The sequence below is a fragment of the Rickettsia felis URRWXCal2 genome (assembly GCA_000012145.1).
In the GTDB taxonomy this organism is placed as follows: domain Bacteria; phylum Pseudomonadota; class Alphaproteobacteria; order Rickettsiales; family Rickettsiaceae; genus Rickettsia; species Rickettsia felis.
The window spans coordinates 954,868-980,865 of the sequence record CP000053.1; the positions used below are offsets into that span (position 1 = coordinate 954,868).

Genomic DNA, 25,998 nt, shown 5'->3' on the forward strand with positions numbered 1-25,998 from the left:
TTTTTCAACAGGAGGAGCAAATTCAGGTCTCTCTGCAACCTTTGCTCTAGTTACATTAAAGGATTAGCAATAACTTTACTGCTCTCCTTTACCACTTCGATTGCTACTCCACTTGCAGCGATTCCGGCACGAGCGACTCTAGCACCATAAAGTGCCGTATCCTCTTTCAGCGTTCTTTTTCCTGCCGGCTTATTTTGCGATTGCCGTTCCTGTGGAAGCTCAGAAGCTTTTATTTGTACTACTTCTAAAGGCTCTACTCTTTCAGGGGTATTTATTGAAGATTTAAGCTTATTATCTTCTGCTGCATTTTTTATTCCTTCTTCAGGAGTATTAATAGATGAAGTGTTTAGCTTTTCTTTACTCATACATATCTCATAAAATTATGTTCTATGTTATTTCACATTCGATGTCATTCCCGCGTAGGCGGGAATCCAGTAAAACCTACAAAAAACTTGTTTTTTTGGTTTATTTCACCAAATTATGTAACTTCTATATCAATATTTAAGTTATTTTTCTGGATCCCCGCCTAGGCGGGGATGACATTAAGTAGGTTTTTTGAGCAATGCAACAACGCCGTCTTGACCACGGGATCTAGAAAAACAACTTATAGCGTGTATTCCTTGACATTTTTACTGGATACCGTGGTCAAGCCACGGTATGACAACAAAAATTAACATCTTATCGTCTCCCCATCGCATAGCTAGTAATCAAGTTTTTAATAGGCTTAAAATTATTTATCGCCTTAAACCCTATTTGTCTTAAACATCTTAAATTTTTAGAATAATTTGAAAAAATATTATTTAACTCATCAGTCAGCTTATACATAATAAAATTATCCTCTTGCCTTAGCTTTTGATATTCTTGTAATGTACCGTTATTACTAACAATCATACTCAAAACCTCTATATCCTTTATACCTTGATTAAGCCCCTGTCCTGCTAAAGGATGTACTGTGTGAGCAGTGTCGGCAATAAGCACTATCTTATTATGAAAATATCTATTTGCTATACGAGCTTTTAGCGGAAAACTACTAATCTCACTATCAATAGTAATTTTACCTAAAGAATTACCGGCATTTCTTTGAGTTAAAAATCTAACTTCTTCTACAGGCAAATTAACAATTAAAGCAGCTTGATCAGAAGAAGTTGACCATATTACGGATGAAGCATATTGATTTTTTAAAGGCAGCAAAGCAAAAGGACCAAGCGGCAGGAAATGCTCCATAGCACAATTTTCATGCGGATTTTTATGCTTAATATTAAATGTAAGAGCAGTTTGATAAGGTTTCTCAATTTCATTAGCAAAGTAATGAGATCTCACTTTTGAATTTGCTCCATCACATATAATTAATAAACTACATTTAATTTGTTTATCATTAAATTTTATAATTGAGTAGCCATTATGGCTTATAACTTCTTGATATTGCTTATTATCAATTAACGTTATCAAAGGATTATTAGCTATTTTTGATAATAATATTTTTTTAAAGTCACTATTCTTAGCCACATATCCAAGTACAGCGTCATCGTCATTTCGTAAATCTAATATCTCTGAAGCCTTATTATCTACCACATATACATCTTGCATTTTTGCCACAAACTTTTCAAGCTCTTCCCATATACCAATAGAGAATAAGAAATTTTTAGAATACGGCGTTAAAGCAGTTGTTCTTATGTCTTTAAAAAACTCCGGGCTTTTTACCGATTTACTCTCGAATATAGTAGTTTTTATACCCTTTTGTGCAAAAGAAAGTGCAGTTAGCATACCGCTCAAGCCACATCCTAAAATAATAATATCAATCTGTTTTGTTTTTATCTGCTTCATGTATAAAATATTTTAAATATCCGTTTGTTGCTATAAAGCTTAAAAGAAAGTAAATAATTGCTATATCCAAATATGAACTATTGCCTGAGTATAAGCCTAAACAGCAAATAAATAAACTCACTAAAGTCGTGAAGCTATTTAAAATCAATAAATTTGTAAAAATATCTGTTTTTTTGATAAATAGGTAGGTTATTAAGCAAATAAATAATGAAATAATAATTAAAAAGATGTTAAGCATAATTTTTAAAATCGGTTTTACTCGTTGATATGTCATTCCTGCATGGCATTAGCCTTGTTGCATGGCTACCAAATCGTCATTGCGAGGAGCAAAGCGACGTGGCAATCTAGAAAAAATAATAAAAAAATTCTGTAAATCAGAATTTTTAACTGGATTGCTTCGTCGAATTACTATGTAATTCTTCTCGCAATGACGTATAAACCGAGCCATGCAACAAGGTTGGTCAAGCCACGGGGTGACACAGAAAAGCACTAGATTCCCGCCTACGCGGGAATGACAATATCACACAGTACCCTCATTATATATAATCCCTTACAATCTTACAAACTGCAAATAAAATTAATTAAAATTCCTTAAATAATTTTAATATTATGTAATCTTAGCCAACCTCTTACATTATAAATAGCTATTGTGACAAAAATGTTATAAAAAAATGTTGCTTTCTTTTACATTCGGCATTAACGTATATATTTAGGCTTTGATTAATATTTTTAAGGTAAATTGTAATGTCACAACTCGATGTTTTAATAGTAGACGATGAAGAGAGTATACGAAATCTCATTGCTGCAAATTTGAAAGATGAAGGTTTTAATCCTAAGGTTGCCGCTAATAGTACTCAAGCTCTTAAAATACTTTCCGAAAAACCGGTCTCTGCAGTTATACTTGATATCTGGCTTCAAGGAAGTGAAATTGACGGACTTGGGATTTTAGAGATAATTAAAAAACGCTATCCTTTAATGCCGGTAATAATTATTAGCGGTCACGGTACTATAGAAACAGCAGTAAATGCTATAAAAATGGGTGCTTACGATTATATAGAAAAACCTTTTAATAATGATAAATTAGTTATTTTACTTAAAAGAGCTTGCGAAGTAACAAAGTTAAAACGTGAAAATATAGATTTAAAGTCAAAAGTTATAGATAAAACTGAATTAGTAGGCGGATGTTCGGTAACTTTAAAATATAAAATGGAAATAGAAAAGGCAGCTAGCTCTAGCAGTCGTATAATGATTCACGGTAAAGTCGGTAGCGGTAAAGAACTTGCAGCAAGGTTAATTCATAAACAATCTAAAAGGGTTAATAATCCGTTCATTATTTTCAGCCCTACCTGTATGACTACAGAAAAAATTAATCAAGAATTATTCGGTGAATCGGAAAAGCAGGAAAATAATACTAAACGCCCTACTATCTTAGAATTTGCCAATAACGGTACTTTATATATAGATGAGGTCAGTAATATTCCTATTCCTATCCAAGTAAAATTATTAAAATTCCTTAAAGATCAAACTATTACAAAGCCTTGTGGAAAAAATATTAAAGTTGATATAAAAATTATCACCGGTACTTCTAAAAATATTCAAGATGAAGTTAATAACGGCAAATTCCTAGAAGATCTATATTATCGCCTTAATGTATCCTCTCTAAAAGTACCTTCATTATATGAGAGAAAAGAAGATATACCACTACTCGTTAAATATTTTGTTAAGCAGCTTTCAAAATTTTCAGGTTTAAAAGAACGTAACTTTGCCGATGAAACTATCGCTGCTCTTCAATCCTATGAATGGCCGGGCAATATTAGACAATTACGTAATGTAGTTGAATGGACTTTAATTATGAATCCGCTAACTACAGGTAATAATGAAATTATCAAACCTTATATGATACCTTCCGAAATATTAGCAAATAGTGCTAATCTCACAAAACTTGAAGATAGTTTTGATATGTTATCTATGCCGCTTAGAGAAGCTAGAGAAGTTTTTGAACGTCAATATCTATCGGCACAAATGAGTCGTTTTAATAATAATATTTCAAAAACATCTTCATTTGTCGGTATGGAAAGATCGGCTTTGCATCGTAAATTAAAATTATTAAGCTTACATATACCTCCTACAAATAGAATAAATGAAGAAGAATATGAGGAAGCAAATGCTTAAAGTCATATCAATAATTACTATTTATTTGTTATTAAGCAGCTGCTCCGAATCTACTCGTGATGCGAATGGATTACTTACGGATAGCCAAAGCACGGTAATTCGGAATTATATAATATCGCAAAATTCTAAAAACCTTAAAGTGAACCTTAAAGAGAAGTTCGGTTCAAATTTAAAAGGAGTCAAATTAATAGGAGTAAAGCTAATAAATGAAGATTTATCAGGAATAGATTTAACTTCCTGCGAAATATTACGTGCTGATTTTGCAGGTAGTAATTTAGAAAAAGCTATACTTACAAATGCTATAATTCAAGAAAGTAATTTTGCAGATTCGGTAATAAAAAATATTTCTGGGTATAATTCTGACTTTCAAGGTTCAATTTTTAACAATATAACATTACAAAATACAAATTTTGTTCAATCAAATTTTAGCGATACTGCTTTTAATAAAACTATTATAATAAATGTCAACTTTGAAAATTCTAAATTTAGTCATGTATTATGGAGTGATAATACTATTGATGGTGTTAATTTTCAAAAAACTAATCTAAAGAATAATAGCTTTAAAAATACTAATATAACAAATTCAATATTTTACGGTACGGATTTAGAAAAAAGTGTGATAAATAATACCAATTTTACTAATAATTATTTTGAATCTAGCGACCTAAGTCAAACTAAATTAACAGCAGTAATAATTAAGGATTCTAACTTCACACAAAGTATTTTTAATGAAGTAAACTTTAATAACGTACAAAGTAATAACTCTTTCTTTTCATACGCTTCCTTTCAAGATTCAACATTACAGAATATTAACCTTACTAAATGTGATTTACAAAATAGTACAATTAGTAGTTCAGTTTTAAATCATTTTAAAATCGATAATGCTATATTAAATAATATGAGTCTAAACGATAACAAATTTAATAATTTATCAATAAAAAATAGTAATGCTAATTTTGTAAGGATTAATAAAACTAAAGGCTCAAATATTACTTTAGATAATATAAGCTATACTAATAATATTTTTAGCAATAATGATTTTAAACAATTTATAGTGATTAATACTGACTTAAACAGCAGTGAAATAATAAACTCAAATATAACTAACGGACAATTTAATAATGTAAATTTTTCTAAATCTTTAATACAAAACGTAAATTTTTCAGATGTTAAAATTACTTTAGGTAATTTAAACCAAGTAGCTCTAATAAATTCTAATCTAACAAATACTACGGTTATTAACTCCGTCCTTTCTAATTCACAAATAAATAATATTAACTACCAAACATATTCCGGTTTTATTAATACTAATGTTTCTAATAATATTATTTTAAATAACGATAATTCGAGCAAAATTCCACCAAATAATATAGTAATAAGTTCCGTAAAAGATTTACAAAAAATAACTAACTTAACAAATATAAATTTAACAAATCTTGACTTAAGTAGTTTAGTATTTAATGGAACAGATTTTTCAAATAGTATCTTTAAAAATGCTAATTTAACAAATACGGTAATAAAAAATTCTATTTTAAAAGAGGCTAATTTTTCTGCAGCAATACTTACTAAAACAGATTTTTCAAACTCAATATTAATAGATAGCATATTTAAATCAGCTAAAATTGATCAAGCTAATTTTAATAATTCCGACCTCACAAATACCGATTTTACCGAAGCAACAATTAAAGATACTTCATTTGATAAGGCTAAGACAAACGGAATGAAAGGGGTGGAGTAGTTTTTGTTCTATGTCATTCCTGCGAAAGCAGGAATCCAGAAAAAAAGTATAAATACAGCAAATTTTTGAAATTAAAAGCTCGCTTTATGCTGGATTCCCGCATCCGCGGGAATGACATAAATCGATCCACGCAACAAGACTGCTAAAAGCAGAAATGGCATAGAAATTACCGTTGGTTTCCCTTTAAAGGCTTTCCTTTATTAACCTTAGGAGTATTGGAAGGTACCAATGGACTATTACCTCTTCTAGCAGGACTTTGCTTCTTCATTCTATTAATAATTCGTTGTTGTTTAAGATTATTTATCTTTTGTTTTCCGGCTATCCTTATAGATTTAGTAATTTTGGCAGTTTCTACAAATATTTCCTTAGGAGTTTGTAGCTGATCAATTTGCTCATAATGTTTTTTAAGAAACTCTTCTTTTATTTTTGGCTTTACTCCTTTCAAATCAATATATGTTTTATATAACTTCTTTAATTTTATTTTAGATTCTTTTATTTGTTGTTTGGAAGATTTTTGAGGAAGTGATTTAATCGAATTAACAAGACTACTGCCTATTTCTTTTATAATATTAACTACAGGCGAAGCTATTTTCTTTATTCCTTCATAAATTTTACCGAGCCCTCTAGCAATAACATCTAATATTTTAGGCTCATATTCTTTAGATATAGGAGGTGTATCCCTAATAATATCTCTAGCTTCAGTTAGATTACTCGCTAAATTAAATAATGCTTTTTTCTCCTCTAACTCGGTAGAGCGATTAGCATATGAACTAGCTATATCTGCGTGAGCATCTATAGTATCGGTAATTATTGATTTAGTATCATTAAAAGAAAGATCTATATGTGTCTTTTTTTGCGTTATAGGGCTATCTTCTCTTAATTTATCTAGCCTATCACGTATTTCTTGGTCTTTTTGAGCATTTAGAGCTTTACTTTTTTGTTCTAATTTAACCTCGGATTGTATCTTCTCAACTAGCTTATCTACCTCATCATCGGATTCATAACCAGAGTCATAACCGGATTTTTTTGTGGGGGTATAAGGTCTATCTTGGAGCTTTGCAAATCTTTCTTCTAATTCTTCAAGTGTTGGAGGAGTACCTTTAAGTTTTGCTAGTCTTTCTTCTAGTTCTTCAAGGGTTGGAGGAGTGCCCTTAAGTTTTGCTAGTCTTTCTTCTAATTCTTTTATTATTTGGTCGTCTTGCTTTTTCTTAGACATATATACCTCTGTAATAATTCTCAATTATTAATAACATAAATTACTAACTAAAATAAAGTATTTTTTGACATGAGCTAAGGTATAATTGCATAAAAACACATAGTAGGTATACGAAGCTCAATTGGGAAAAGAGGAATCGGTTTTGAAGCTTTTAACCGCAGCAGCGTACATACTATAGTCAAATACAACTAAGCCAATTTTTCAAATTCAGTGAGTATACTTATCCAGCACATCCGACATGATTTTACGAGCTATGGGTGGCTACTACCTCCTCCACCTCATGATTAACAAGAAAGTAGAGTAGTTTGAGGTTAATATATATTAGCCCTGTGACCGATTTTGATAACAGTTACTGTTGATTTCTCAATAGATACACTATAAATTATACGATAATTTCCAAACCTGTATCTATATAAATTTTTGTACTCACCTTTTAAAGGTTTACCTAGTACTATAGGATTTTGAGCAAGGTATGATTCTACTTTATCAAGTATTTTTAAAGGGTAAGGCAATTCAGCTAATTCTGCACGTGCCTTATTTTCCCATATAACTTTAAACATTCTTCTTTTTTAACCACTCCCTAACTTCATCAGTAGTATAAGTTTTAAAATCAGGAGCATTAATTCTTTGTAAGGCAATTTTAGCGTCTTCCGAATCTTCTTGTATTTCCTTTAGATAATATTCAATTGCTTTACGTGCTATATACCCTTTTGACCTGTCTAAGCTTTTTGCTGAGCATGTTAAACTATCATTTAGTTCATCCGGAATAGTTAAGTTAAGTCTTGCCATCTTTTGACCTATATTTAAATTAATAACACACCATGACACATAATAACACGTTATGACACAAACTACAAACTGATATTTAATAAATTATAAATATATGAAGAGTTGGTATACGAAGCCAATTTTTTAAATTCAGCGAGTATACTTATCCAACACGTCTGACATGATTTTACGAGCTATGGGGGCGGCGGCTTTACTACCGCCTCCTCCATGGTCAACAAAAACGGTAACGGAGTAACGAGGATCGTGATAAGGAGCGAAGCCTAAGAACAAGGCATGATTACGCCTCTCCCAGGCAATAGAGTCACGGCTTAAATCGTCTTTAGCATTTAGTTTGCCTTGTACTTGGGAAGTACCGGTTTTACCGGCAAGCTGCCTATTTTCACCTAAAATTCTATTATAATACGCCGTACCTCCCGCAACATTAACGGTATTATACAAACTTTCTTGTATAATTTTGATATTTTCAGGCTTAATATTGACATTATAAAATTCCGGATCATTTTTTAATATTCTAGGCGTATATAGTTTACCGTTACTTGCAATAGCCGTAATAAATCTTGCAAGCTGCATCGGCGTTACTCCTAAAAATCCTTGCCCGATTGCTAAATTAAAACTATCCCCTATTGACCAAGGAAGCTTTAATTTTTTCTTTTTCCACTCTTTTGACGGTACAAACCCGCTACTTTCAGGAGCTAAATCAATACCGGTCTTTGAGCCGAGACCAAATTCTCTTGCAACTTCAAGAATTTTATCCGGTCCTACTATTCTGGCTAACTCATACATATAAATATTGCAGGAATGTTTTAAAGCAGACATCATATCTACCGTCCCGTGTCCGCTATGATTCCAACATCTAAAGCTATTAGTACCAAGAGCAGAACTACCGTCACAAAAAACGGTTTTATTAGGATTAATACCTACTTCAAGGGCTGCAAGTACGGTAATTATTTTAAAAACCGAACCTGGGGGATACGAGCTTTGTATTACCTTATTAATTAAAGGCTTATAAGGATCGCTCATTAAACTTTGCCAATAATTTTCTGATAATTTACTGAAATTATTTGATTCAAAACCCGGTGTGGAAGCACAAATTAGTATGTTTCCGGTTCTAGTATCCATAACTATTGCCGAAGAACCTTTAGGATTTAAATATTGCTGGATATTTTGCTGAAGAGAAGCATCGATATTTAAATACATGTCTTCACCCGATTTAGTAGGGGTTCCTGCTATTTCTCTTACCTGCTTACCGTAAGCGTTTACTTCAACTTTTTTATAACCGAATTCTCCTCGTAATTTATTATCGTAATATTTTTCGATACCGGATTTACCAATATTAAAATCGCTTAAGCTATGTATATTTAACTCTTGCTTCTCTTGTTCATTTATTTGACCTAGATGACCTATTAAGTGAGAAGTAACACTTGAAAAAGGATAAAACCTTAAATATCCTATATCGATAAATATTGAAGCCAGTTTATGCTTTTGTTCTTCAATCATTGATACTTGCTGCCAATCAAGCTGATCAAATATTATTAAAGGAGTGTGGCGACTAGATTTTTTAATTTTTTGCTTAATATAATTATATTTTTCCGGAGATAAATTTAGAATATTACTAATTATTTCTAATTCATCCCGATAATTATTATTAATGCTCCTATCTATTACTAGCTGATAACATGGTTTATTAGTAGCTAAAATATTGCCATCTAAATCGTAAATTCTTCCTCTAGTCGGCGGAAGTACAACGAAATTAATACGATTCTTATCCGATAAAGTCTTATATTCTTCACTTTTAATAAGCTGTAAATAAAACATTCTTATTCCAAGCAGTGATAAAAATCCGAGTTTACCGAGTCCAATTACAAAGGCCCTTCGTGAAATTAACTCACCATGTAGTATTTTTTTATTTAGCATACTTTTTAAAGTAATTCATAGGAGAGTCAATTATAAGACGAACTATATTATAAGAAAATATAGTTGTTAAAAATTGAAAGAAAATTATTAAATATCCGTCTGCTTCTAGTTTCTTGATTGTTATTAGTAAATATTTAAAATTCAATATAAATAAGCAATAAACACAAAAAACAACAAAATTTATCAAATAGTTTTTAGCTATAAAAAATTTTGAAGAGAGTTTATATATTATATATGCCGACAAAAAAACTAACGAATTTGTACCGATAGGCATACCGCTTACTTGATCTATAAATAAACCGAGGAAAAATATGCTAAAAATATTTAAGGAATATAACGACATAAAATAATAAATAAATATAATTTCCATCGCGGGAAAAATTCTGCTTTGAATATTTATTTTATAACTCACTAACGGAAATAATATTATAAAAAAACATAGCAAAGCAAACAGCAATTTTAATATTATTTGTAAGCTATTTTTATATATTTCCTGTTTTATCTTCAACATGAATAATTTTTTATTATGTGTTTTGCAACTGTCATCCAGCTAACTTGATAGACGTTGTTGCACGAATCGAGAAGAATGTTCGATGTCATTCCCACGTGGACCTGCTTTTTCGTCATTGCGAGAAGAATTATGTAGTAATTCGACGAAGCAATCCAGTTAAAAATTCTGATTTACAGAATTTTTTTATTATTTTTTTTGGATTCCTGCTTTCGCAGGAATGACATAAGAGCCGTGCAACAACACCGGTCAAGCGAACTAAGTGACACCTGTATACAAAATATAAATTAATTTTCCATTTTGTACAGTTTTAAAAAATGAATATGGACTCTATAATAACTCACAACAACTAGGATTATATCTTTTATCATCACCGCTAAGCTCTAATTCTTGTTGTTCATCAGAAATTGTGGTGGGGAAAAACTGCTGTTTTGATATAATATTATTTCTTGTTATCGTAGGATCAAACGACTTAAGCCGTGGGATAGGTATACTAGGTTTATCTGTTATATTTTTACTTTTTGACATAAAAACCTCCTTTTTAGCTTATATACTCGTCATTGCGAGAAAATTGCATAGCAATTGTACGTCCGCAATCTCAGGATATTTGACGAGATTGCCACGCAGCCTATGGCTGCGTAGCTCATGACGATATCTATAGTTAGTAAGTAATATTTTTAACTCTCCTCTTCACTTTGTTCTATCGGCTCTAAACCATATAAAGATATCATACGCTCAAAAACTCTACCGGCAGTAGGGGCAGCCGTCCAGCTTGCCGTTGCAAAGCCAAAGCTTTCTTTAGTCGGTTTCGGCTCATCAAATCTAATAAAAATAACGTATTGCGGGTTAGATGCAGGTAGCACTCCTAAAAACGATGAAGCTCTACTATTTTTTAGATATTTCTTTTTCCCCCCTGCACCTTGGGAAAGCTTTTCTGCCGTACCGGTCTTACCGCCGATAAGATAGCCTTTAACCTCTGCTCTTTTACCGTTACCTTCTTTTACTACCGATCTAAATAATTTCTTCATTTGGGTAGAGGTATTTTCACTAAAAACTTTTGTACCTATTACTTTTTCATCCTTTCTTTTTAATAAAGTAAGGTCATATAAAGTACCGCCGTTAACGACCGGTAACATTGCTCTAACAAAATGCAAAGGGCTAATCGAAATGCCGTAGCCGTACGACATAGTAACACTAGTTAACTCATTCCATCTTTTCTCGGGAGGAAATAACGGAGTACCTCGTTCAGGTAATTCTATTTGTAACTGATCTAATAGACCTAATTTCTTTAAGTATTTTTTAAAATTGCTTTTACCGATTTCAAGCATAATTTGACTTGTGCCAATATTTGAAGAATATAGAAAAATCTCAGGCACACTATGCCACCCTTGCCTTGGTGTATAATCCTTAAGCTGGAATCCTCCTACTTTCATATAGCTTATATCATAAGCATCATTCATATTTATTGCACCGGTATCAAAACCGACTGCCATAGTTAATGCCTTAAACACCGAACCCATTTCATAAATGCCGAGACTTGCTATATTAAACAGCTCTTCCGGTTTGGCTAAACTCGGATGATGAGGATCGAAATCAGGCTTATTTACTAATGCTAAAATCTCGCCATTATTTGGATCGGCAATAATGCCTACTGCTCCTATGGCCTTAAATTGCTTTAAAGTTTTATCAATCTCTTCACTTAAAATACTTTGTAATCTGATATCAATAGATAATTGAAGTGGTTCTTTCCGATTCTTTGGTTCGTTTAATTCATAATCGGAATTAGTTAAATATTTATCGTAAGCTAGTTCTAAACCACTAAGCCCTACCGAATCTCTACCTACATAACCGACAACATGCGACAATAAATTAGAAAAAGTATAAATTCGTTTCTGCTCTTCTTCAAATTCAAAACCAAGTAAACCAAGGCTAGTTATTTTTTCCTGCTGACTAGGTAATAAATCCCTTTTTACCCATATAAAGCTTTTATTTGACTTAAGTTCCGTAAGTAATTTAGCTTTATTAATATCAGGTAGAATTTCTGCTAGTTTTTTTACAGAAGTTTCAGGATCGAGAACTATTTGTGGATTAGCGAATAATGAGGCAGAAGGTAGGTTAACTGCTAATAAATTACCGTTTCGGTCAACTATTTCTTTTCTAAATTGATGATTTTTTTTAAAGGAATTAATATTTTTATCGTAAACATTCGTAGCAACGATTATCAATCTGTAAGATAAAGTGCAAAAAAGAAAAGAAAAGCCACAAATAACCATTAATAATCGGATTTTTGTATTTTTACTACAAACATTCCAAATTATCAAACTTTTAATTGCAGGTTTCCATTTTTCTAAAATTTGTTTCATATATTATTTATGGTGTTTTAAGTAGGTAGTAGTCTCGTCATTGCGAGGAGAAACTATAAGTTTCGACGAAGCAATCTCGTGCCAAAATCCTGAGATTGCCACGCTCCTTTCAGTCGCTCGCAATGACGATTAATGCTTAGTCCTACTCGAAACAGTTTGTATATACTTATTATTCGTAATTCTTTTGTAACGCCATTTACTACTCTTTGAAATACTAATATTATGATTAAATTTAATATTTTGATCGATATTTGGCCCTAACGGATCTTTTATCATTTGATAAGATTTAACTGTTTCTAATTTTAAATAAGCTGCCGCAAGTTTTTCCAATCTAGCCGGCAAAAGTAGATAAGCTTGTTCTGCTTTTAAAATATGAATATTATTATTCTCACTATTTATCTGTTTTACAACGCTACTTAATTGATAATCAAGAGTTGAGACTCGCTCTTTTATGCTAAACAAACTACATATTGCTATAATTGTTATTAATAATGTTAAATAGTGAAACTTTCTTATAGTCATAACTAAATTACTCTTGTATTTCCTATAATACTTAGACAATCTTTTAAAAGCATTCGATATCATTCCCGCGTAGGCGTTACCTGCGTGGATACCCGGTCCGTCATTGCGAGGAGCGAAGCGAGGCGGCAAGCTCATAAAATAATACTCCTGAGATTGCTTCGTCAATTACTTCGTAATTTCCTCGCAATGCCGGAAAAATCGGTCCATGCAAGAATAACACCGACTATAGTATCTTTTTTGCGGCTCGAAGTTTTGCCGACCTTGCTCTAATATTTAGCCCTACTTCCTTATCTGACGTTGCTAGAGCTTTATTAGTAATAATCTTAAGCCATTTATCCGGATCAATTGCTATATCGTCTTTAGCATATTTTGACCTTGCTACCGGCTTTTCTGAATTTTCTTTAAAGAAATTCTTAACTATCCTGTCTTCTAAAGAGTGAAAAGACACCACAACTAAACGTCCATCTTTCTTTAATATATTTTTTACATTCGCTAAAAATCTCTCAAGCTCGCCAAGCTCATTATTGATATAAATCCTAATAGCTTGAAAGGTTTTAGTAGCAGGATCGATTTTGCCTTTTCTAAATCCTATACTGCTCCTTACAATCTGAGCTAGCTTACCTGTGCTATCGATTCTTGTCGTTTTTCTATATTCCACAATTCTCTTAGCAATTCTTCGTGAAAAGCTCTCATCACCGTATTTATAAATTACATCGGCAAGCTCTTTTTCCTCTGCAATATTCACAAACTCCTCGGCACTAAGCCCCTGCCCGCTCATACGCATATCAAGCGGTCCATCATGTAAAAACGAAAATCCTCTATCTGCTATATCTAACTGCATTGATGAAACGCCTAAATCCAGCACTACCCCATCAAATTTTTTTTCCTTAAGCTTTGCAAAACTATCCGCAAAATTCGTTTCTATAAAATCAAATCTCTCACCGTAATTTTGCTTAATTTCTTCGGCTTTTTTAATCACATTTGGATCACGATCCAAAGCTGTGATATAACAGTCACAGCTTTCTAATATTGCTTTGCTATATCCTCCTGCTCCGAACGTACAATCTAAATAAAACTCACCATCTTTTGGAGCTAAATTTGCCAGCATTTCATTTAGCATTACCGGTATATGAGATTGCGGCATCAATTCGCATTCCTTAGAGTTAACCGCTTTTCATGAGCAATTTTTTGAGCAGAATTTAAATATTTCTCAAAATTCTGAGGCTGCCAAATCTCAAAAATCACTCCCTTGCCTACAAAACATGCTTGCTCTTCGATGCCTGCATGCTTCATTAAAGATTGCGGCAATATAACTCTTCCCTCCCCGTCAAACGAAAGCTGCACGGCTTCCCCGAATATCATAGTCTCAAAGGCATCACGCTCCTCGGAATAAGGATCAAGAGTTTCAATCATCTGTCTTAATTTCTCAATATGCGAAATACCGCACACCTCTATACAATCATTCCTAATTGACGGATAAGCGATTACACCGTTAAATAATTCTTTCCCTAGTACCGCACGGTAATTCGCCGGCACTGATACCCTACTCTTTTTATCAACGCCATTTACATACTTAGATAAAAATACATTCATTGGGTTAATTTGGGATTTTATGGTAATTTATAGGATATTATAGGAATATAACGTAGTCAAGCGTTTTTAACAGATAGGAGTTAAATTATTAACTTGTATTTTAAAAAATGAGTAACATATAATTGAAGAAATTTAAGAAAATCAAAATGCTAGTTATTAAAACTTATAGTTATTTATCTATACCAATACGAAAAATTATTAAAAAACGTAAAGCCGGTTATTGGGAAGGTAAAGTTGTTGTAAAAGAGGATTTTGATGATCTACCCGATGATTTTATGGATTTTTTTAAGTAATTGAGGCTAATGAATTTCAAAAATTACCGATTTCTATAGCACATAGCACTTATATTGCAAATTTACCTTTATATCATAAAGATCCATTTGATAGACTATTGATAGCCCAAGCAATGGTAGAGCTTAACCTTATTAACTTGTAATATTTATATATCTAAATATTCTGTACGTATAATTAAAGCTTAATATATAAAAAAATATTGATTTATTAATTTTTGTTAAAATTACTTTAGATTAAACATAAATAAAAGTTAATTACGCCACAATTTAAAATAGGCTTTTTTAAAACACATAAAGATTGTAAAAATATAAAAACTACAACTCAATCAAACTCTAACTATCCACCAAAGAAAAAAACTACTGAAACAGAAATTAAGCCTCAAGGTAAAATATATAAATATGATCCCAACCAAGATATTTGGACACCGGATACTGAACTTCTTGGAATAGATTATGATACATAATTATAAATCTAGTATTCTTAACCAGATATATATATTATTGTGGACTAACACTAAATTTTGAATTTCAAAAACCTAATTTATGCTTAAAATACCTATAGATAATGTTATTGTATTCATATATCTAATATCTATTCTACTCATTGGTATATATTACCGAGCTAAACATAGTAGTTTTAAGAACTATGCAAATGTCGAAAGTAAAGCGAAAAATAGTAAACTGTTATTAATAGCTACAATATTTGCAAGCTCTGTCGGAGGTGCTACCACTTTCGGTATTATGGAAAAGGTTTTTTTAGGACATGAATATTATGCCTATGCTTTGATGCTTACAATACCTATAGATATATTAATTGCGATCTATATAGTGCCTTTAATTGCCAAACATTACGGAGCTGAAAGCATCGGCGATATCCTGAGTACATATTACGGTAACATCGGTCGTTTTACCGGCGGTGTTAGCTCAGTCATTGTTTCAGTAGGGTTTTTGGCTGCTCAAATAAGCGTAAGCGGCTATATTTTTCAATATATCTTAGAAATAAATTATGTAAATGGGGTAATTTTAAGTTATAGTATAGTACTTATATATACTACAATCGGCGGCTTACAATCTATTGTTTTTACTAATTTACTACAATTTTTGGCAATGATAATCGCTATACCGACCATAACTTTTATCAGTTTAAATAAAATCGGTTTTGTAGATTTTATTAATAACCTACCTACGGAAAATGCAAATTTTGATCAGAGCAACCTTCTTTCTTATACGATTGCAGCAGCTTTAAGCTTTAGCGTCATGAATCTATATCCTACATTTATTCAAAGAGCTTTAATTAATAAAAATCCTACGCAAACAACTAAAGCAATATATGCAAAATCCGCTATATATTTTTTCTTCTTGATTTGCATTACTTTAAACGGTTTAATTGCTTATAAGCTTTATCCAAACCAACCGTCAAATTTAGTATTACCTTATTTAATCAACCAAATTATTCCGCCTTTAATTCAAGGGGTAGTAATGAGCGGACTCTTAGCTGCCGTTATGTCTACTGCCGATTCTGATTTAAACGTTACTTCTATAGCTCTCGTTAAGGACATAATTAACCCTATACTTAAAGTAAAAAATCAGCAAAAATTATTATTAATTGCCCGAATTATTAACATTATAATAGGGAGTTTTGCGATAATTGTAGCTTTAAAATTTAGTAACGTAATTGACTTAGTAGTGTTCTTTACCGGCTTTTGGGGACCGGTAATATTAGTATCGTTAATAACAACGCTTTTCGGTATCAGAACATCTAAAACCGTAATGGTCTTATCATCACTCGGCGGAGCAGCTACTTTTTTAACGTGGGAATATTATTCTTTATCGTTACAATATTTCAACCTTAGAGGGGTGTTTATAGGAACGATAACGAGTCTTGTGATATTTATTTTAGGACGAATCGTCATTGCGATCAGCCATATGCCCGAACCGTCATTGCGAGGAGCGAAGCGACGCGGCAATCTCATGAAATAATACTCCTGAGATTGCTTCGTCGAATTACGTTGTAATTCTTCTCGCAATGACGAAAAAATCGTTCCACGCAATAATACCTATCATTGTGAGAAATTTTCTAAATTAATACTATACCTAGTTCCTTTGAGTTCTCCGGTTTTAATAAATGCTTGCATTTCTACTAATTCTTGGAGATCTCTTGTAGCGGTAGCTTTAGAAGTTTTAGTAATAGTTATGTAGTTTTTAGCACTTAAACCGCCTTTAAAACCTTCTACTCCTTCCTCAAAAATTCTTTTAACTACTTTTTCTTGCCGTGCGTTTAATATATTTTTGAATTTATCGTAAAACTTTGTTTTATTTATTAAAAACTCTATATTACGTAAAGTATAATCTTGAGCTTTAATTATTGTTTCAACAAAATATAATATCCAGTCCGTAATTTCTAAACTTTTATTATTATTTTCTAAAGCATTATAATATAATTTCTTTTCCTCATTTATTACATGCGATAAGGAGGTTGTCCTATATTTTGACACAGCATTTTTATAGTAATAACTCTACCTATTCTACCGTTACTGTCTTTAAACGGATGTATAGACTCAAAATAAAGATGGGCTATAGCAGCTTTCGTCAGAGGAAGAATATCTTTAGTATCATTATACTATTTTATAAACTTATCCATTTCTTGCCGTACAATATTAGACGGAGGAGCTTCAAAATGAACGGTAGGTTCATGATATTTACCTAATACTACCTGCATAGGCTCTAAGTGAGTACGATATTTTCCTATAGCACCTAAATCTCTTCTACCGTTAGTTAACATTTTATGCCAACGAAATAAGCAATCATGACTTAAAGGTTGCTCATATGAATAATACATATCGGCTAACAATTCAGAGATTCCGGTTTCTGCAGGAGAAGCTTTCCTATTATCCGTTGCTATATTAAAATAACGCTTTATAGAAGATTGTACACTAGCTCTGTTTAAATATTCGCCCTCAATTTCAGAAGTATTTAATGCTTCATCTACTTGCAAGCATAACAATTAAGTTATTTTGATCTGCTTCTGAAAGATATTTAGCTGCCCCTAAAAGAATACCACTATTTTTAACAAAATTTTTCTCTAAATCTAATATATGTTTCTGATTATATTTAAAGTTAGGCCAATCTTTATGCTGCCAATTCCATATCATGAGCTATAAATATTTATTTTATAACTCATACTACCATATAATTATGAGTTATAAAATTAGTTTTTTCTATATGAAACTGATATTTAAAACAAATTATTGCTATTACGTACATAATGTGGTACACTTGATTATAAAACTTATTTTAGAGATAATATTGTGGCTATTTACACAAGCTCGCAAGCACGAGCTAAATTATTTACTCTTATTGACGAGACAAATAAAACTCATGAGCCTATTTATATAAAGGGAAAACGTAATAATGCGGTAATCATATCAGAACAAGACTACGAAGGATTACAAGAAACTTTATATTTGTACTCTAAACCAGGCTTAGTAAAAAGAATCCTCGAAACTAGTAAAGAACCGTTAGAAGAATGTATTAGCCATGAAGAAGCATGGAAATGATATATACTATACTGTATACAAAAAAAGCAATTGAAGATATACAAAATTTAAAAGCAGCTAAATTAGCCGATAAAGCAGAAAATTTATGTAAATCCTTAACAATAAATTCAATGCCATTAAATAGTAAAAAACTTTATCGTGATTTAGTTGGTAAACGTTCTATAAGAATTAATTTACAACATAGACTGGTTTATGAAATATTAGAGGATAAAAAAATTATAAAAATACTTAGCATGTGGGGACATTATGAGTAATTATTCATAAGCTCTTATGCAACGTTCTAAAAATCATCTCGGCAAGTGACTTGTTAATACCGTTTACTTTAGTAAGCTCATCTATTGTTGCATCACATACTGCTTTATAAGAACCGAAATAGTGCAGCAATGCTTTTTTACGAGTTTCACCTATACCCTCTATATCATCAAGGCTTGATAATTTTATGGCACGCGATCTACCGAGTCTATGATTCTTTATGGCGAAATTATGTGCCTCATCCCGCAAGATTTGTAAATATTTCATAATCGGCAAATTTTTATCCAGAGTAAATACTTCTTTACCTGTCATATGGAACTGCTCAAGACCGGCATTTCTATCTACTCCTTTTGACATACAAACAAAAGGAATATTCATTTCAAATTTATCCATTACCTCTTTAACTACGCCTAAATGCCCCCTGCCGCCGTCTATAATCATCAAGCTTGGCAATTTATGCGGCTCATTCTTAAGCCTAGTTAATCTTCGTGTTAAAACTTGCCTGAGCATTTCATAATCGTCACCTACAATGTCATCCCGTGGCTTGACCACGGGATCCAAAAAATAACTACTGGATCCCGCGATCAAGTTGCGGGATGACAATGGGGAGGCGTGAGATGACAATGAAGAGTTGCGGGACGACAATGAGAAAACCCGATATTCCTTTTTATCAAAACCGGCTTTACCGGCAACTACCATAACACCGACTGCAAACTTACCTTGAATATGACTATTATCATAAATCTCAATTCTTTCAGAAATTTCAGAAAGACCAAATAGCTCTTTGATTTCAAGCATTATCTCTTGATTTTTTGCAAATTTCTTCAAATATTGCTCTAGAGAGAATAAAGCATTTATTGCGGCATTCTGAACTAGCTTGGCTTTACCTCCACTAATAGGTATTATAATATTGAGTTTAGTAATATTATTGATTTTTTTAATCGCCTCTATCACATTCTCTTTATCATTAATTTCATGATTAATTATAATTTCCGCAGGAACTTGTTGTTTTTGATAAAATTGTAATAAAAAATATTCTAATACTTCTTCTTTGGTACTATTTTCAGTAGAAGTAGGAAAATAAGGAATATTACCGCATGCTTGCCCTGCCCTATATAAAAACACTTCCACACAATAATGTCCGTTCTTTTCTACAATAGCGATTATATCTGCGTCTTTAACAATATCTGAAACACCTGCCTTAAGCTGCACATAACTAAGTGCCTTAATACGGTCTCTAATTTCTGCCGCCTCTTCAAAACGCATCTGACTACTTAGCTCTTCCATCTTTTTAGATAAGTTCTCTTGAAGTTCTTTAGTACGACCTTGTAAGAAATCTTTAACCTGAGCTACTAAGTCCCTATAGTCTTCCTTATTTATTTTACCGACGCAAGGAGCATAACAACGTTTTATTTCATATTGCAGACAAGGACGAGTACGTGAATTAAAGTAATTATCCGTGCAGGAACGTAATTTAAAGATTTTTTGCAATTCCGTTAAAGTAGTATTAACTTCCGTGCTCGAAGCAAAAGGACCAAAAAATTTTCCGCTATTTAGAGTTTTACCTCGATATTTTAGCAATTGTGGGAAATCATGATCTAAACGTAACTTGATGAAAGGAAAAGACTTATCATCCTTAAGAAGAATATTAAATTTCGGCTGAAATTTTTTGATTAGCTGGGCTTCTAAAAGTAGTGCCTCAACTTCGGAATTAGTAATGCTGTACTCTAAAAAACAAGTATTTGCAATCATCCGAAGTGTCTTATTGTCTAAATCGCTTTTAATGTAATTGGTAAGACGTTTCTTTAAATTTTTAGCTTTACCGACATAGATAACCTGCTTGTTAACGTCAAACATCCGATAAACCCCGCAGCGTTCGGGAGCATCTATAAGTTTAGATTTAATTAACTCACTTCCGGTAATTTCTAGGGTCATATTGTTTAGCCTATCGTCATTGCGAGGAAAATTACGAAGTAATTGACGAAGCAATCTCAGGAGTCAGGAGTTTGTTATTATTTCATGAGATTGCCACGCAGCTTATAGCTGTTCGCAATGACGTTTTCCTAATTCCCCGTTTTATTATAAGGATTATCATTTGCTACTTTAACATTAACCGTTTTTGTCGTGTTATCATCAAAGAAAAAGGTTATTTTAAACTCATCTCCTGCGTTTAAATCTACTTTCGGGTCATAAAGCATAATATGCATGCCACCGGGCTTAAAATCAACGTTAATATTACCGGCAATTGAAAATGGATAATCGACTTTTACCATTTTACTAACTCCTTGATTATTAATTGTTTGATGAATTTCTATTCCGCTTATCTTATCTGAAGATATATTCACTAAATTATAACTCTTACTTCTACTATTTATTAATGTAAAATACATAGCAGAATTGCTAACTTTACCTTGTACATTTGTTGTAGGTCTTGCCCAAGGCTGTGCAAAGTTAACGGCTGCCTCTGCAGGTAATATATCATTGGGCTGATCAGAAGAAGAATTTGTAGAATTAGGATTTTGAGCTGTTTGGTCATCAGCATAGCTTACTGCACAAATTAAAGTTATAAAACCGACTAATAAAGTTTTTAACATAATAATACCTTTGCTAAATTAAAATTGAATATACATCTAATAAATGAAGAGTTGGTTAGACGAAGTTTAATTTGGAAAAGAGCAAGGCATCTTGAAGCTGATAACCGCAGCGTACACACTAGTACGTGAGGATTATCAGCAAAAGATAACGGAGCCAATTTTTCAAATTAAACGAGTATACTAGCATAAGTTATTTTTTTTGCAAAATATTCTTACGTATCTCTTTAGGAAATTTCTCTATTGCATAACGAACTGCGGTTCTTGGCATTTGTGATATATAACGATCCAAAAAATCTATTAACTTTTTTTCATCTTTTTTTCCTGCTTCACGTAGCATCCAACCTATTGCTTTATGCATTAAATTATGTTTATCGTTTAAGAGTAATTTTGCTATTTCAAAAGTTGTATCTAATTGATTATTTTTGATAAAATACCAAGTAACAACCATAGCTATTCGTCTCTCCCAAAGAATTTCCGATTTTGTTAATGTAAAAAGATAATCCTTTTCTTTATCCCATAAATAAGCCCCGATTATATGATGAGCTGATGCGTCTACTAAATTCTAATTATTTACGTATTTTATATTGTTTAAGTAAAAATTATAAAAAAACTCTTTACCTTGTGCTTTCTGATATTGCATAATCAAAATAGCTAACGCTAAAAATCTTTCTTCATTAAATTCTGAAGTAATAAGTCGGCTTTAATCCTCTGTATCTAAATTATAATAACTTTTAGCTATTTTACGTAAAATCGGCACGGTAACCCCAATAAACCGGTCATGCTCTCCATACTCCCCTTCCTTAGTTTTAAAAAACAGCGTTCTACGTTCCACAGGAATAGTAGCATTCTCAAGTAAAATATTTCTAATTTGTTGTAAATTTTCTTTCATGTTCAATAAGCCATTTTTTACGATGTAATCCTCCGCCATATCCTCCAAGTTCGCCATTGCTATTAATAATACGATGGCAAGGAACAATTATTGCTAACTGATTCATGCCGTTAGCATTTGCAACAGCTCTATAAGAAGTAGGTTTGCCCAAAGCTTTAGCCTGATTTAAATAACTTTGTGTTTCACCGTAAGGTATATTAATTAATTCTTGCCAAACCATTTTTTGAAATGGGCTTCCTAAAAGATATATAGGTGTATTAAATTTTTGTAAAGTACCGTTAAAGTACAATTTAAGCTCCTCTTCAATCATTAAAATCGGTTTAGTACTTCCAGGAATAATAGCAGATTTCGTCTTAATTCTTAGCCTTTCAATTTCCAGCTCTAAACCTCTTCTATCAACAAATTCTAATAAGTAAAGTAGCTTTTCATCACTAATTGCAATCATAGCCCCAAGTGTAGTATCTAACCAAGCAGCTTTTAAAATATTTAAATGCTTATTAAGTTTTGTCGGCGGTCCGCCCATTATTTTAGAGAAAGCATCTCGAAAACCACTACTTGACTCATAACCCATATCAATTTGTGTATTAATTACTGATTCACCCATGCGAATTTGCTTCATCGCAATACCCATACGCCTTGCTCTTGCATATTCTACAAACGTCATACCAAAACGTTTTTTAAATTGGCGACGTGCTGTAGAAGCATCTACTGATAGCTTATCAAAATCACTATCTTTCCACCTCTTAGCAGGCTCAAGCTCAACAGCGTCAACAAGAGTGCGAACTAAATCTGAAGCTTCGTAAGGATGAGAAAGAGGCTTGCAACGCTGACAAGGTCTATATGAAGCATGCAAAGCTTCCTTAGCAGTTTTATAAAATTCACAATTTTCAAATTTAGGCTTTCGTGCAGCACAAGTTGGTCTACAAAATACTCCTGTGGTTTTAACCGCTACAAAAAAGATATTTTCATATCTGTCATCTTTATTAATTAATGCCTGATAATATTCTTGCCTTTGAATCTCATTAAACATATTAATTTATCCTATAATATAAATTTATAATTATATTATACGAACTTCTTAAAACCACTGTAACCGAAATTCAGGCATTGATTTTTTATTTAATAATTCTGCTTCTCATGTTCAATAAGCCATTTTTTACGATCTAGCCCTGAGCCGTAGCCTCCAAGCTCGCCGTTATTATTGATGATGCGGTGACAGGGAATAATTATAGCAAATTTATTTGCTCCATTAGCATTTGCAACAGCTCTATAAGATCTTTCTCTACCTATTAATTTAGCTTGAGTAAAGTAACTTCTTGTTTCACCATAAGGTACATTCATTAGCTCTTGCCATACTAATTTTTGAAATTCGCTTCCTAAAAGATATATAGAAGTATTAAATTTTTGCAAAGTACCGTTAAAGTACAATTTTAACTCCTCTTCAATTGATAGAATAGGTTTAGTGCGATCTTCCGTAATAGCTGATTTTGTTTTAGCTTTAAGTCTTTTAATTTTATGCTCTAACCCTTTACTTTCAGCAAAATCGAGTAAATAAAGCCTCTCTTCATCACTAATTACCAGCATTGAACCAAGAGGCGTATCAAGCCAAGCGGATTTTAAACTCATTTGTTAACCTAAATATAATTTCTTAGTATTATAATATTGATTTTTTTATTTAACAATTTTAATATTTTAATACAACAATTTATAGGTAATTATTATGAAAAAAGCTCATGTTTTTAAATATTCTCAAGTAATTAAAACGGATAGAATAGCAACTATAACTCAATTTAGCCAACACTCTTCTATAGATCCACAAAATGCTGGAATGCTATGTGCATAGTAGAACCTGAAAAACTAGCAGAGCTATATAATTTACAACAGACGCATAAATTTCATATCCATATTGTAGGCGGTACAAATGAATTACAGCATAATTATATTCAGCAAGAAATACAAAAAGCCTCGATTAAACCTGATATTTCTTATACACTTTCATATGAACTCGGTACATTAGATAAGAAAAAATTAGAACATTATACAGAAAATGTTTTAAAAGCACAAAATTATGAGCCGGTATGGCACACTGCGAATCAAAATGATTATGACCAAAACGCTTTAGAAATATTGGGGAAACATTACGATAATACGACTACAGATATTATATAAATATTGATGCCTTAAAAATTCTACATTATACAATATTCGCTATTTGTGTTATTTAAATCATTTAGCTTCATGCTCTTTAGCAAAATCAATTAAACTCTCCACGACTTCGTTTAAATCTTCAGGCTTAAAAATGATACCCATTTTTTTCTCAACAACATCAAAAAAATAATCATCTAACGAATTTCTCATCTCGTTTATGGTTTTAGTATTTCTTGACCAATGAACAATTATTTTCTGCTTAATGATGTTATAGGTATCATGAGCAATTTGAATGGCATTTTCATGCTGATTTTGATTTGTTTTATCCTGTAAAAAGTTAAGTAATTTTCTGTAAAAAACTAGCTTTGTTTTGTTGTTGCCTAATTCACTTGGTACATCATTTTTAAATTCATTTATTATATTTATAAATTCATTAAAAAGCTCACTATCTGATAAACTTTTATTGTACTTTGCTATTGTATCATTTATAAGTTTGGTAAATTTCTGAAAAAGTGCAGGATCAATACGCATACAATTATCAAGAATATATCTTATCTCCTTATTAATTTGATTAGCTTTCTCTAAACCTGCAATGTCTGTTCTTTTCATAAAATTTATAAATATTTTCTCATCAAAAATGTTAATTATTCTAGTTTTAATAATATCACCAGCAGTAATATGCTCATCAAGTAACTTTGCGATTTGATCGGTATATATTTTTTTATCTGTTTTTTCATTATAACGCTTTTCTACTATTTTCTTAAGCTTGTTAAAGTTTTTTAATTCGTTATATAATTCTTCTAATTCTTTTTGTTTAAAAGATTCAGCTAATTTATTAGAATTAGATAATATAGACATCAAATTTTTTAACCTGTCTAGCAGGAAATAAAAATTACTCCGTATATTTTCATCAGCTAAATATTGTTCTAGTTGTTCAAGATCTGAGTTATTAGATACATTTGTAAAAATATTTTTAATTTTTTGCAGTAGTGGGAAAAGCTCTTTTATTTTATCATTTACGACAAATATAGCCTCTTTTAAATCTTCTTTATCGAAATTTTTTAATTTATCACTATCGTAAAGTTTGCAGGCATCATCTAATTTGACTGCTAACCCTTCATAGTCAATTATATAACCGTATTCCTTAGTTTTTTCGTTCTCTTCAAATAAACGATTTGCACGAGCGATTGCTTGTAAAAGACTATGCTCTTTTAGTTTTTTGCATATATAAACTACAGTATTACGAGGTGCATCAAAACCGGTTAGTAATTTTGAGACTACAATTAAAATTTCAGGGTTATCGGCATTTTTAAATTTTTCAATAATTTGGTTTGATCTTAAGCCTTTTTGGGTAACTAAAAATTCCTGTATTTCATTTTTGCTTTCAATGTCCTCATGACCTTCTCGATCATCGACAGAAGATATAACAACTTCAGAACTTACTTGATTTATCTCATCCAAAAATTTTTTAAAATGAATAGCAATAGATCTAGATGGGGCTATTAACATGGCTTTTAAACCGGTGCCTTTGAACGTCGTTGAATAATGCCTTGAGATATCAGCTGCTTTAGCCTTAATAACTTCCTTTGTATTGGAAAGTGCATCTAGGCTACTATATGCTTTTTT

Annotated in this window: 28 protein-coding genes and 6 pseudogenes; 8 read left to right on the plus strand and 26 right to left on the minus strand. The window is 31.7% G+C overall.

Features of this window, described 5'->3' with window-relative positions; all coding sequences use genetic code 11:
- Nucleotides 1-103: 103 nt before the first annotated feature.
- From RF_RS09090 to RF_RS04805, 3 genes and pseudogenes are all read right to left on the minus strand, one after another.
- A pseudogene (locus RF_RS09090) lies at nucleotides 104-365 on the minus strand (hypothetical protein).
- A 313-nt stretch (nucleotides 366-678) separates the two neighbouring features.
- On the minus strand, nucleotides 679-1,824 hold the full coding sequence (ubiH, locus tag RF_RS04800) for a 2-octaprenyl-6-methoxyphenyl hydroxylase (RefSeq protein ID WP_011271219.1): 1,146 nt from the start codon (nucleotides 1,822-1,824) through the stop codon (nucleotides 679-681).
- Nucleotides 1,796-2,062, minus strand: a complete 267-nt coding sequence (locus tag RF_RS04805) for a monovalent cation/H+ antiporter complex subunit F (RefSeq protein ID WP_039595101.1) — start codon at nucleotides 2,060-2,062, stop codon at nucleotides 1,796-1,798. Before RF_RS04805 ends, ubiH begins: the two co-directional genes overlap by 29 nt.
- Nucleotides 2,063-2,568: 506 nt before the next feature.
- Between RF_RS04805 and RF_RS04810 the strand changes: the two genes are divergently transcribed.
- A complete protein-coding gene (locus RF_RS04810) occupies nucleotides 2,569-3,996 on the plus strand; it encodes a sigma-54-dependent transcriptional regulator (protein WP_011271221.1) in 1,428 nt (475 codons plus the stop codon).
- On the plus strand, nucleotides 3,989-5,734 hold the full coding sequence (locus tag RF_RS04815) for a pentapeptide repeat-containing protein (RefSeq protein ID WP_041405324.1): 1,746 nt from the start codon (nucleotides 3,989-3,991) through the stop codon (nucleotides 5,732-5,734). Before RF_RS04810 ends, RF_RS04815 begins: the two co-directional genes overlap by 8 nt.
- A 166-nt stretch (nucleotides 5,735-5,900) precedes the next feature.
- On the opposite strand, the gene RF_RS04820 is transcribed toward RF_RS04815, so the two are convergent.
- The 8 genes and pseudogenes from RF_RS04820 to RF_RS04850 form a co-directional block, all read right to left on the minus strand.
- A complete protein-coding gene (locus tag RF_RS04820) occupies nucleotides 5,901-6,950 on the minus strand; it encodes a hypothetical protein (protein ID WP_011271223.1) in 1,050 nt (349 codons plus the stop codon).
- 311 nt (nucleotides 6,951-7,261) lie between these two features.
- Nucleotides 7,262-7,510: a type II toxin-antitoxin system RelE family toxin gene (locus RF_RS04825; protein WP_011271224.1), complete on the minus strand. Its 249-nt coding sequence runs from the start codon at nucleotides 7,508-7,510 to the stop codon at nucleotides 7,262-7,264.
- Nucleotides 7,503-7,739: a hypothetical protein gene (locus tag RF_RS04830; protein ID WP_039595085.1), complete on the minus strand. Its 237-nt coding sequence runs from the start codon at nucleotides 7,737-7,739 to the stop codon at nucleotides 7,503-7,505. Before RF_RS04830 ends, RF_RS04825 begins: the two co-directional genes overlap by 8 nt.
- A 129-nt stretch (nucleotides 7,740-7,868) precedes the next feature.
- Nucleotides 7,869-9,653, minus strand: a complete 1,785-nt coding sequence (gene mrdA / locus RF_RS04835; protein ID WP_011271226.1) for a penicillin-binding protein 2 — start codon at nucleotides 9,651-9,653, stop codon at nucleotides 7,869-7,871.
- Nucleotides 9,643-10,164 carry a hypothetical protein gene (locus tag RF_RS04840; protein ID WP_011271227.1) on the minus strand — a complete coding sequence of 174 codons (522 nt, stop codon included), beginning with the start codon at nucleotides 10,162-10,164 and terminating at the stop codon, nucleotides 9,643-9,645. The genes mrdA and RF_RS04840 overlap by 11 nt, the downstream gene beginning before the upstream one ends.
- A gap of 105 nt (nucleotides 10,165-10,269) precedes the next feature.
- Nucleotides 10,270-10,357: pseudogene (locus RF_RS12000) on the minus strand (lytic transglycosylase domain-containing protein); the annotation flags it as partial.
- A 134-nt stretch (nucleotides 10,358-10,491) separates the two neighbouring features.
- Complete coding sequence (locus RF_RS04845) at nucleotides 10,492-10,689, minus strand: hypothetical protein (protein ID WP_039595087.1); 198 nt, start codon at nucleotides 10,687-10,689, stop codon at nucleotides 10,492-10,494.
- 149 nt (nucleotides 10,690-10,838) lie between these two features.
- Nucleotides 10,839-12,524, minus strand: coding sequence for a peptidoglycan D,D-transpeptidase FtsI family protein (locus tag RF_RS04850; RefSeq protein ID WP_011271228.1), 1,686 nt, complete (start codon nucleotides 12,522-12,524; stop codon nucleotides 10,839-10,841).
- A 32-nt stretch (nucleotides 12,525-12,556) separates the two neighbouring features.
- Between RF_RS04850 and RF_RS12005 the strand changes: the two are divergent.
- Nucleotides 12,557-12,655: pseudogene (locus RF_RS12005) on the plus strand (zinc ABC transporter substrate-binding protein); the annotation flags it as partial.
- On the opposite strand, the gene ftsL reads toward RF_RS12005, so the two are convergent.
- From ftsL to mraZ, 3 genes are all read right to left on the minus strand, one after another.
- Nucleotides 12,654-13,046, minus strand: a complete 393-nt coding sequence (gene ftsL, locus RF_RS04855) for a cell division protein FtsL (RefSeq protein WP_039595106.1) — start codon at nucleotides 13,044-13,046, stop codon at nucleotides 12,654-12,656. The pseudogene RF_RS12005 and the gene ftsL overlap by 2 nt on opposite strands.
- A gap of 223 nt (nucleotides 13,047-13,269) precedes the next feature.
- Nucleotides 13,270-14,190 carry a 16S rRNA (cytosine(1402)-N(4))-methyltransferase RsmH gene (rsmH, locus tag RF_RS04860; RefSeq protein WP_011271230.1) on the minus strand — a complete coding sequence of 307 codons (921 nt, stop codon included), beginning with the start codon at nucleotides 14,188-14,190 and terminating at the stop codon, nucleotides 13,270-13,272.
- Complete coding sequence (gene mraZ / locus RF_RS04865) at nucleotides 14,190-14,639, minus strand: division/cell wall cluster transcriptional repressor MraZ (protein WP_011271231.1); 450 nt, start codon at nucleotides 14,637-14,639, stop codon at nucleotides 14,190-14,192. Before mraZ ends, rsmH begins: the two co-directional genes overlap by 1 nt.
- Nucleotides 14,640-14,785: 146 nt before the next feature.
- On the opposite strand from mraZ, the gene RF_RS10615 reads away from it, so the two are divergent.
- Both RF_RS10615 and RF_RS04870 read left to right on the plus strand, forming a co-directional pair.
- On the plus strand, nucleotides 14,786-14,932 hold the full coding sequence (locus RF_RS10615) for a hypothetical protein (RefSeq protein WP_156110762.1): 147 nt from the start codon (nucleotides 14,786-14,788) through the stop codon (nucleotides 14,930-14,932).
- A gap of 543 nt (nucleotides 14,933-15,475) precedes the next feature.
- Nucleotides 15,476-16,912, plus strand: a complete 1,437-nt coding sequence (locus RF_RS04870; protein ID WP_011271232.1) for a sodium:solute symporter family protein — start codon at nucleotides 15,476-15,478, stop codon at nucleotides 16,910-16,912.
- Nucleotides 16,913-16,992: 80 nt separating this feature from the next.
- On the opposite strand, the gene RF_RS11500 is transcribed toward RF_RS04870, so the two are convergent.
- Genes RF_RS11500 through RF_RS11510 form a run of 4 tightly spaced genes read right to left on the minus strand, consistent with a single transcriptional unit; the run spans nucleotide 16,993 to nucleotide 18,084 of the window.
- Entirely contained in the window at nucleotides 16,993-17,427 is a 435-nt protein-coding gene (locus RF_RS11500) for a Fic family protein (RefSeq protein ID WP_011271233.1), read from the minus strand.
- Complete coding sequence (locus RF_RS12010; protein ID WP_348639008.1) at nucleotides 17,391-17,534, minus strand: Fic family protein; 144 nt, start codon at nucleotides 17,532-17,534, stop codon at nucleotides 17,391-17,393. The genes RF_RS11500 and RF_RS12010 overlap by 37 nt, the downstream gene beginning before the upstream one ends.
- A gap of 18 nt (nucleotides 17,535-17,552) precedes the next feature.
- Complete coding sequence (locus RF_RS11505; protein ID WP_268747335.1) at nucleotides 17,553-17,927, minus strand: DUF4172 domain-containing protein; 375 nt, start codon at nucleotides 17,925-17,927, stop codon at nucleotides 17,553-17,555.
- Nucleotides 17,914-18,084: a DUF4172 domain-containing protein gene (locus RF_RS11510; protein WP_011271235.1), complete on the minus strand. Its 171-nt coding sequence runs from the start codon at nucleotides 18,082-18,084 to the stop codon at nucleotides 17,914-17,916. The genes RF_RS11505 and RF_RS11510 overlap by 14 nt, the downstream gene beginning before the upstream one ends.
- 156 nt (nucleotides 18,085-18,240) lie before the next feature.
- Between RF_RS11510 and RF_RS04880 the strand changes: the two genes are divergently transcribed.
- Together RF_RS04880 and RF_RS04885 are read left to right on the plus strand one after the other, a co-directional pair.
- Nucleotides 18,241-18,489, plus strand: a complete 249-nt coding sequence (locus RF_RS04880) for a type II toxin-antitoxin system Phd/YefM family antitoxin (RefSeq protein WP_011271236.1) — start codon at nucleotides 18,241-18,243, stop codon at nucleotides 18,487-18,489.
- The gene (locus RF_RS04885; protein WP_039595108.1) at nucleotides 18,486-18,743 is read left to right on the plus strand and encodes a type II toxin-antitoxin system RelE/ParE family toxin; all 258 of its coding nucleotides are present in this window, start codon (nucleotides 18,486-18,488) and stop codon (nucleotides 18,741-18,743) included. Before RF_RS04880 ends, RF_RS04885 begins: the two co-directional genes overlap by 4 nt.
- 4 nt (nucleotides 18,744-18,747) lie before the next feature.
- On the opposite strand, the gene uvrC is transcribed toward RF_RS04885, so the two are convergent.
- The 7 genes and pseudogenes from uvrC to RF_RS04915 all read right to left on the minus strand — a co-directional run bounded on the left by uvrC (nucleotide 18,748) and on the right by RF_RS04915 (nucleotide 23,850).
- Nucleotides 18,748-20,676, minus strand: coding sequence for an excinuclease ABC subunit UvrC (uvrC, locus tag RF_RS04890; RefSeq protein ID WP_011271238.1), 1,929 nt, complete (start codon nucleotides 20,674-20,676; stop codon nucleotides 18,748-18,750).
- Between the two features lie 128 nt (nucleotides 20,677-20,804).
- Nucleotides 20,805-21,335, minus strand: coding sequence for a copper chaperone PCu(A)C (locus RF_RS04895; protein ID WP_011271239.1), 531 nt, complete (start codon nucleotides 21,333-21,335; stop codon nucleotides 20,805-20,807).
- Between the two features lie 190 nt (nucleotides 21,336-21,525).
- Nucleotides 21,526-21,882 (minus strand): annotated as a pseudogene (locus RF_RS11515) (DNA alkylation repair protein); the annotation flags it as partial.
- Between the two features lie 153 nt (nucleotides 21,883-22,035).
- On the minus strand, nucleotides 22,036-22,224 hold the full coding sequence (locus RF_RS11520) for a DNA alkylation repair protein (RefSeq protein ID WP_039595091.1): 189 nt from the start codon (nucleotides 22,222-22,224) through the stop codon (nucleotides 22,036-22,038).
- Nucleotides 22,199-22,747: a methylated-DNA--[protein]-cysteine S-methyltransferase gene (locus tag RF_RS11525; protein ID WP_201771655.1), complete on the minus strand. Its 549-nt coding sequence runs from the start codon at nucleotides 22,745-22,747 to the stop codon at nucleotides 22,199-22,201. Before RF_RS11525 ends, RF_RS11520 begins: the two co-directional genes overlap by 26 nt.
- Before the next feature lie 30 nt (nucleotides 22,748-22,777).
- Nucleotides 22,778-23,254: pseudogene (locus tag RF_RS11530) on the minus strand (bifunctional transcriptional activator/DNA repair enzyme AdaA); the annotation flags it as partial.
- An 89-nt stretch (nucleotides 23,255-23,343) separates the two neighbouring features.
- Nucleotides 23,344-23,850 (minus strand): methylated-DNA--[protein]-cysteine S-methyltransferase, encoded by a 507-nt coding sequence (locus RF_RS04915; RefSeq protein WP_011271242.1) that lies wholly within the window; start codon nucleotides 23,848-23,850, stop codon nucleotides 23,344-23,346.
- 207 nt (nucleotides 23,851-24,057) lie between these two features.
- Between RF_RS04915 and RF_RS10625 the strand changes: the two genes are divergently transcribed.
- Nucleotides 24,058-24,393, plus strand: a complete 336-nt coding sequence (locus RF_RS10625; RefSeq protein ID WP_011271243.1) for a hypothetical protein — start codon at nucleotides 24,058-24,060, stop codon at nucleotides 24,391-24,393.
- Nucleotides 24,394-25,500: 1,107 nt separating this feature from the next.
- On the opposite strand, the pseudogene RF_RS12015 reads toward RF_RS10625, so the two are convergent.
- Nucleotides 25,501-25,881 (minus strand): annotated as a pseudogene (locus tag RF_RS12015) (type I restriction enzyme subunit R domain-containing protein); the annotation flags it as partial.
- Between the last annotated feature and the right edge of the window lie 117 nt (nucleotides 25,882-25,998).

What these genes read in the sequence shown, in the direction of transcription:
- ubiH (WP_011271219.1), bottom strand. Translation starts at nt 1,824, where the DNA reads ATGAAGCAGATAAAAACAAAACAGATTGATATTATTATTTTAGGATGT.
- RF_RS04805 (WP_039595101.1), bottom strand. Translation starts at nt 2,062, where the DNA reads ATGCTTAACATCTTTTTAATTATTATTTCATTATTTATTTGCTTAATA.
- RF_RS04810 (WP_011271221.1), top strand. Translation starts at nt 2,569, where the DNA reads ATGTCACAACTCGATGTTTTAATAGTAGACGATGAAGAGAGTATACGA.
- RF_RS04815 (WP_041405324.1), top strand. Translation starts at nt 3,989, where the DNA reads ATGCTTAAAGTCATATCAATAATTACTATTTATTTGTTATTAAGCAGC.
- RF_RS04820 (WP_011271223.1), bottom strand. Translation starts at nt 6,950, where the DNA reads ATGTCTAAGAAAAAGCAAGACGACCAAATAATAAAAGAATTAGAAGAA.
- RF_RS04825 (WP_011271224.1), bottom strand. Translation starts at nt 7,510, where the DNA reads ATGTTTAAAGTTATATGGGAAAATAAGGCACGTGCAGAATTAGCTGAA.
- RF_RS04830 (WP_039595085.1), bottom strand. Translation starts at nt 7,739, where the DNA reads ATGGCAAGACTTAACTTAACTATTCCGGATGAACTAAATGATAGTTTA.
- mrdA (WP_011271226.1), bottom strand. Translation starts at nt 9,653, where the DNA reads ATGCTAAATAAAAAAATACTACATGGTGAGTTAATTTCACGAAGGGCC.
- RF_RS04840 (WP_011271227.1), bottom strand. Translation starts at nt 10,164, where the DNA reads ATGTTGAAGATAAAACAGGAAATATATAAAAATAGCTTACAAATAATA.
- RF_RS04845 (WP_039595087.1), bottom strand. Translation starts at nt 10,689, where the DNA reads ATGTCAAAAAGTAAAAATATAACAGATAAACCTAGTATACCTATCCCA.
- RF_RS04850 (WP_011271228.1), bottom strand. Translation starts at nt 12,524, where the DNA reads ATGAAACAAATTTTAGAAAAATGGAAACCTGCAATTAAAAGTTTGATA.
- ftsL (WP_039595106.1), bottom strand. Translation starts at nt 13,046, where the DNA reads ATGACTATAAGAAAGTTTCACTATTTAACATTATTAATAACAATTATA.
- rsmH (WP_011271230.1), bottom strand. Translation starts at nt 14,190, where the DNA reads ATGCCGCAATCTCATATACCGGTAATGCTAAATGAAATGCTGGCAAAT.
- mraZ (WP_011271231.1), bottom strand. Translation starts at nt 14,639, where the DNA reads ATGAATGTATTTTTATCTAAGTATGTAAATGGCGTTGATAAAAAGAGT.
- RF_RS10615 (WP_156110762.1), top strand. Translation starts at nt 14,786, where the DNA reads ATGCTAGTTATTAAAACTTATAGTTATTTATCTATACCAATACGAAAA.
- RF_RS04870 (WP_011271232.1), top strand. Translation starts at nt 15,476, where the DNA reads ATGCTTAAAATACCTATAGATAATGTTATTGTATTCATATATCTAATA.
- RF_RS11510 (WP_011271235.1), bottom strand. Translation starts at nt 18,084, where the DNA reads ATGATATGGAATTGGCAGCATAAAGATTGGCCTAACTTTAAATATAAT.
- RF_RS04885 (WP_039595108.1), top strand. Translation starts at nt 18,486, where the DNA reads ATGATATATACTATACTGTATACAAAAAAAGCAATTGAAGATATACAA.
- uvrC (WP_011271238.1), bottom strand. Translation starts at nt 20,676, where the DNA reads ATGACCCTAGAAATTACCGGAAGTGAGTTAATTAAATCTAAACTTATA.
- RF_RS04895 (WP_011271239.1), bottom strand. Translation starts at nt 21,335, where the DNA reads ATGTTAAAAACTTTATTAGTCGGTTTTATAACTTTAATTTGTGCAGTA.
- RF_RS11520 (WP_039595091.1), bottom strand. Translation starts at nt 22,224, where the DNA reads ATGAAAGAAAATTTACAACAAATTAGAAATATTTTACTTGAGAATGCT.
- RF_RS11525 (WP_201771655.1), bottom strand. Translation starts at nt 22,747, where the DNA reads ATGGGCGGACCGCCGACAAAACTTAATAAGCATTTAAATATTTTAAAA.
- RF_RS04915 (WP_011271242.1), bottom strand. Translation starts at nt 23,850, where the DNA reads ATGAGTTTAAAATCCGCTTGGCTTGATACGCCTCTTGGTTCAATGCTG.
- RF_RS10625 (WP_011271243.1), top strand. Translation starts at nt 24,058, where the DNA reads ATGTGCATAGTAGAACCTGAAAAACTAGCAGAGCTATATAATTTACAA.